Origin of the sequence: Commensalibacter sp. A3DC (assembly GCF_047307945.1) — a bacterium.
GTDB classification, from domain to species: Bacteria; Pseudomonadota; Alphaproteobacteria; order Acetobacterales; family Acetobacteraceae; genus Commensalibacter; species Commensalibacter melissae.
On sequence record NZ_JAXOQA010000092.1, the window covers coordinates 1 to 5429 of the forward strand.

Annotated in this window: 4 protein-coding genes; all 4 read right to left on the minus strand. The window is 38.9% G+C overall.

Annotated elements, in window-relative coordinates:
* Nucleotides 1-301 precede the first annotated feature (301 nt).
* The 4 genes from U0839_RS08355 to U0839_RS08370 all read right to left on the minus strand — a co-directional run bounded on the left by U0839_RS08355 (nt 302) and on the right by U0839_RS08370 (nt 5154).
* Nucleotides 302-1006, minus strand: coding sequence for an SDR family NAD(P)-dependent oxidoreductase (locus U0839_RS08355; RefSeq protein ID WP_155565118.1), 705 nt, complete (start codon nt 1004-1006; stop codon nt 302-304).
* A gap of 10 nt (nt 1007-1016) precedes the next feature.
* On the minus strand, nt 1017-2495 hold the full coding sequence (purF, locus tag U0839_RS08360; protein WP_155565119.1) for an amidophosphoribosyltransferase: 1479 nt from the start codon (nt 2493-2495) through the stop codon (nt 1017-1019).
* 57 nt (nt 2496-2552) lie between these two features.
* Nucleotides 2553-3218 (minus strand): CvpA family protein, encoded by a 666-nt coding sequence (locus tag U0839_RS08365; protein WP_196424839.1) that lies wholly within the window; start codon nt 3216-3218, stop codon nt 2553-2555.
* A gap of 202 nt (nt 3219-3420) precedes the next feature.
* Nucleotides 3421-5154 carry a Na/Pi cotransporter family protein gene (locus U0839_RS08370; RefSeq protein WP_155565121.1) on the minus strand — a complete coding sequence of 578 codons (1734 nt, stop codon included), beginning with the start codon at nt 5152-5154 and terminating at the stop codon, nt 3421-3423.
* Nucleotides 5155-5429 lie beyond the last annotated feature (275 nt).

Genomic DNA, 5429 nt, shown 5'->3' on the forward strand with positions numbered 1-5429 from the left:
GAAAGATGCGATAATTTTATAGGAATGGGGCCTGTAGTAACAGATTGAGGTCCATAGGTTAAAAGTGTAAGGGCATAAAAATCAATAGTGAGAATATAAATTGTCCAAGCAATAATACTGCTAAACAAGATACCATAAATGATACGGTTAAATTTTAACATGCTCCTTCCTCCTTTCACAGAATACGGTTTTTACATTCGTAATATTCCATTATTTCAAGTAGATTTACCATTATATTGAAAATTATAAAAAAAATCAATTTAATAAAGTGGTTATATCAATTAATTTTGATTTATTAACGTTATGGATTTTGTTTTTTTAGTAAAAAAGCAAGAATTATTTTTGCCGTTTTTTCTGGCGAATTAAGTTTATCTTTATCTTCCGCAGGAAAAAAGGATTGTCTCAATAAGGTTTTGGTTGGCGGAGGGGTAATGGTTTGAACATGAACTGTAGAGATATCCTTTATTTCTTCTTTCCAACAATTTATAAGATTTTGAATAGCTGCCTGAACAGAGGTGACTGATCCCCAAAATGCACCGGGTTTCGTTATCCCCTGAAGAAAAAGAGCTTGAGAATTTGGTGTGGCGCATAACAAGGGGGACAAAGTTCGAACAAGTTTCATACAGCTTGTAAGATTGATGGAAATATTTTTTGACCAGTCTTGATCCGTTATTTGGTCAACAGGTGTAAGTGGCGTGTAATGAAAGGCTGCATGAATGAAAATATCAAGTCGATGGAATTGCTGGGCAATGGAAGGGCCAATATTATCAATTGTTGTATCGAATGGATTTTTGGGTTGCAAATCAAATGGAAATAAGGTGGCCTTACCACCTTTTTGGCGGATTATATTATCTGTCTGTATTAATCCTCCCTGCGTTCTTGCGCTGAGAACGCAGTGTGCACCAGCCTTGGCCAATGCTATGGCACAAGCCTGACCTATGCCACGACTTGCACCAGTAATGAAAGCCACCTTTTTTTTAAAAGGGAGATTAACTAAGGATGACATGACAGTTTCATTATTTATTTTGTGTTAGGTTCATGTCATGATCTGTAAGTTGAATAGGATAGTCTCCTGTAAAACATGCATCACAATATTGCGGCTTTTCGTTATTTCTTTCCTTTTCTTCCAGAGCTTTGTATAATCCATTGCATGAAATGAATCCCAGTGAATCTGCCCCAATCAATTTGCACATTTCATCAATATCATGTGTGTGTGCCAGTAGTTTTTCTTTTGATGGAGTATCAATTCCGTAATAACAGGAAAACCGTGTGGGGGGAGAGGCAATACGCAGATGAACTTCGGCTGCTCCTGCAGCTCTGACCATTTCAACGATTTTTTTGGATGTTGTTCCACGGACGATGGAATCATCAATTAAAATGACGCGTTTGTCTTTTAAGATTGAACCGTTTGTGGAGTGTTTGAGTTTTACTCCAAGATTACGGATTTGATCAGTCGGTTCAATAAAAGTCCTTCCTATATAATGACTACGGATTATGCCTAACTCAAATGGAATATTGCTGGCTTTTGCATAGCCGAGCGCAGCAGGCACACCGGAATCGGGAACAGGAACAACAATATCTGCCTCAACGGGATTTTCAAGCGCGAGTTCGGCTCCAATTTTTTGACGTGCTATATATACGGATTTATTTTCAATAATGGAATCGGGACGGGCAAAATAAACATATTCGAAAATGCAAAAGCGATGAGAAATATTATGAAAAGGTTTAATGGAACAGATACCCTCATCATTAATGATGATGACTTCACCAGGCTCGATATCACGGACAAATTCCGCGCCCATGCTGGAAAGTGCACAGGTTTCACTGGCAACAACCCAGCATTCTTTTTCCTTATTCTGGTTGAGTTTGCCGAGTATCAGGGGACGAACACCTAACGGATCACGAGCGGCAATTAACATATCCTTGGAAAGGGCCACCAGAGAATATGCACCCTGAACCTGTTTTAAGGCATCAATAAAGCGGTCAATAACATTGCTGTACAGGGAAATGGCAATCAAATGGATAAAGACTTCGCTGTCTGTACTGGATTGAAATAGGCATCCTCTGCGTACCAGGGATTGTCTAAGGAGTTGTGCATTGGTAAGATTTCCATTATGGGCAACAGCAAATCCACCAAATTCAAAATCACCATATAAAGGTTGTACATTACGAAGTTGCGTGGCACCTGTTGTAGCATAGCGATTGTGACCAATCGCAATTCCACCTGGTAATTTGGCGATAACCTGGGGATCGGCAAATACTTCACCGACCAGCCCCAAACCACGATGAATATGAAAATTTCCATCGTAAGTAACAATACCTGTCGCTTCCTGACCTCTATGTTGTAAGGCATGTAATCCCAATGCAGTCAATGATGCGGCATCCTGTGTTGTCCAGACGCCTACCACGCCACATTCCTCATGAAATTTATCATCTTCATGATCTGGGGATGTATGTATTGTTGAATAGGATATTGATTCGCTAGATTTATTCATCGCAATTCCGAAAATAAATGAATAGATAAGGGTTTTATGAGTTAAAAATGGCCATGTTTATTGTGAGGGAGCAATTGAGGAATACCCCCCCTCTGGTTGAACAGCAGAAGGCTCATCATTATGCGATTGATCTGTCGAAGAGGATTGATGAGATATTCCATTATGTAATCCAGTTCCGTCAGGTATTGATACTCTTGGTGTCTTTGTTTGGGGGACAACAACATCCCGTTGCATTGAGCTTGGGAGAAGATTATTAATCAGGACAGCTCCCTGATATATATAGGGAACCATTTGACTTTCTTGAAGAGGTTCAGGCCATTGTGCGGCAGGAAAAATTATTCCGCCAATCAGATAGAGAATGGCCAACCCTGCATATCCCTTAACCCCACCACATATTGCACCAAGCAACCTGTCCAGACGACCCAAAAGGGAGATTCGTGCAGAATTTTGACCGACAACGGCATTTGCCAGCGCATTAATGACAATACAGGTCAAGGCAAATATAACAATAAAGGAGGCAATATTTGCCAAATTTTCAGAGTTTACGTAAGGCGATAGCTTGGGGGCAAGATCGGGATACCAGCGATTGGCCAAGCTGGCTGCGATAACCCATCCAAATAGACCTATACATTCACGAGTAAACCCTCGCGTAAGACCGGATAAGGCACCAAGGATAATTACACCAAGACAAACAAGATCAATCCAGTTCATAGAATTAAGCACTTGATTAACTTATTCCCTTTAATAAGATTATAAAGCGGTATTAGTAAATAAACAATTCATTTACCGCAATGGGTAAATAAAAAATATTTTTATAATTTTTAATTACAAAAAACAAATAACTGTAAATTGTTTGATAGTCATCGATCTCATTCATGAAGATGGTTGAACTATATCATAAATAGAAATTATTTTTCAGAGTTTTTCAATCACGGGTTAATATATTATCTTCACGTTGTAAAATCTTGATTGGATCATTGTCGTAATTTTCTGTATCCTCTTCAGGTTGCAGACGGCTGGGTAATAGCATTCCATTCTGATCCAGAACAGGGTAGGCGGCTGAAGCTACAACATGAGTGTTTGTACGTTTTAAATCACGGGCCAATTCAATCATGAATGAACCATACTGAATCTGGTTTTTTTTATTGTCTGTGCTTTGCCGAAGATTTTCATAATAGATAGCGATAACTTTGCTTTCAATTTCACGGAATATATCCTTCTCTTCGGCAAGTTTACGGGCAATATTCTCGTCTTCATTAATCAGCAAGGTTGCTGTTGTATGCAGATTTTTATGGATGCGTCGCATCATTTTTTGCAATGGATCCATCATGGGTTTTGGTAAAATGATTCTTTGTTTAACCATTTTCTGTACGGTTGAAAGAACATTCCTGTCCAGGACATCACCCGCATTGGCAATTTGTGTACAGAAGGTTAGGATTTTTTCCACCTGATTCAATTCATTTTGATTCAAAGCTTCGGGATCCAAACCGGTGACGTAACTTTGTATTGAGTTTGTTAATTTATCTAGCGTATTATCAAAACGTCGTGCGGCGCTGGCAATTTGAGGTGTTTGATTTTTAAAACTATCGTCAACACCATTCAGCATTTTTTCCAAAATATCACATAAACGCAATGATTCCCGGGTTGCATTGCCAAGGGCAAGAATAGGTGATTGAATGACGGATTTATCAAGATAGACCGGTTTTGAGGGATCCTGAACAGTTTCCTCTTTTGTGCGTGGAAATATTTTTTTTAGTAAATTGGCGTAGGGGGTTAGGAAAGGCAAGAATAGAAGTGCCGTTGCAATATTAAATAATGTGTGAAAATTGGCGATAGATCGGTTGATATCAGGATAGTAATATGTGAACCAATGGGTGAGTGGATGAATAAAGATAAAGACAATGGCCGCACCGATAACACGGTTTATTAAATTTCCCATAGGTAAACGTTTGGCAATCACGTTTTTTCCTGTTCCCTCTATCACGGGATTGAGAGCGGTACCGATATTGGCGCCCAAAACCATGATAAAGGCTGTTTCAGCAGGTATGACATTGTGAGAGGCGAAGGACGCTATTAGCAATACAACCGCCACGGAAGAATGCATAATCCAGGTCAGGATCATTGATAATAAAATTGTAATAAAAGGCATATCTGTAATGTTGCCCAATACTGTACGAAGCGCTGGTTGGTTGGTATAGGGATGAAGGATTACCAGAAATTGATGTAGGGAGATCAGAATCAGGCCTAATCCGATGAAGACGCGTCCAAAATCACGGATATGATTAAGACCCCGGCGAAACATGATGACGCCTATCAAAACAAAAAGGGGTGCGATACGGGACACGTCAAATGATAATAGCTGGACAATTAGGGTGGTTCCAACATTTGCCCCCAGCATAACCGCCAATGCAGAAGGTAGTCCGATTACCCCATTGGCGGCAAATCCAGTGATCATAAGTCCCGTTGCAGTTGAGGATTGCAAGATTGCAGTGATACCTGCACCTGCGATAAAAGATTGGAATCTGTTTCGTAACATGGTTGACAGGAAATGATTTAACCGTGCGCCAAACGCTCGTTGCACACCGGTTTGAACCATATGAACACCCCATAAAAGCAGGGCGACACTACCAGCAAGATCAATTACAGTAACAAAATTCAAGAAATATCCTCTTTTAAAGTTTTAAGTTATTGAAGTTAGAAGAAAAAAGTTTTTTAAATAAAAAAAGTTATAAATTAAAATTATATAAATAATTGAAAAATTCCTTGTCAAAAGGTGAATATAGCATAATTTTACGCGCTTGAAATTAAACTTTCCAATTTAATTCTCGAAACTGTCGGATTTAAATTTTGGAAATATTACTGGTATCGGTTTTCGTTAATTGGGATATTTTGATAATATATTGATTTTTTTGATATTTTTCAGGAAGAAAATTG

What these genes read in the sequence shown, in the direction of transcription:
- U0839_RS08355 (WP_155565118.1), bottom strand. Translation starts at nt 1,006, where the DNA reads ATGTCATCCTTAGTTAATCTCCCTTTTAAAAAAAAGGTGGCTTTCATT.
- purF (WP_155565119.1), bottom strand. Translation starts at nt 2,495, where the DNA reads ATGAATAAATCTAGCGAATCAATATCCTATTCAACAATACATACATCC.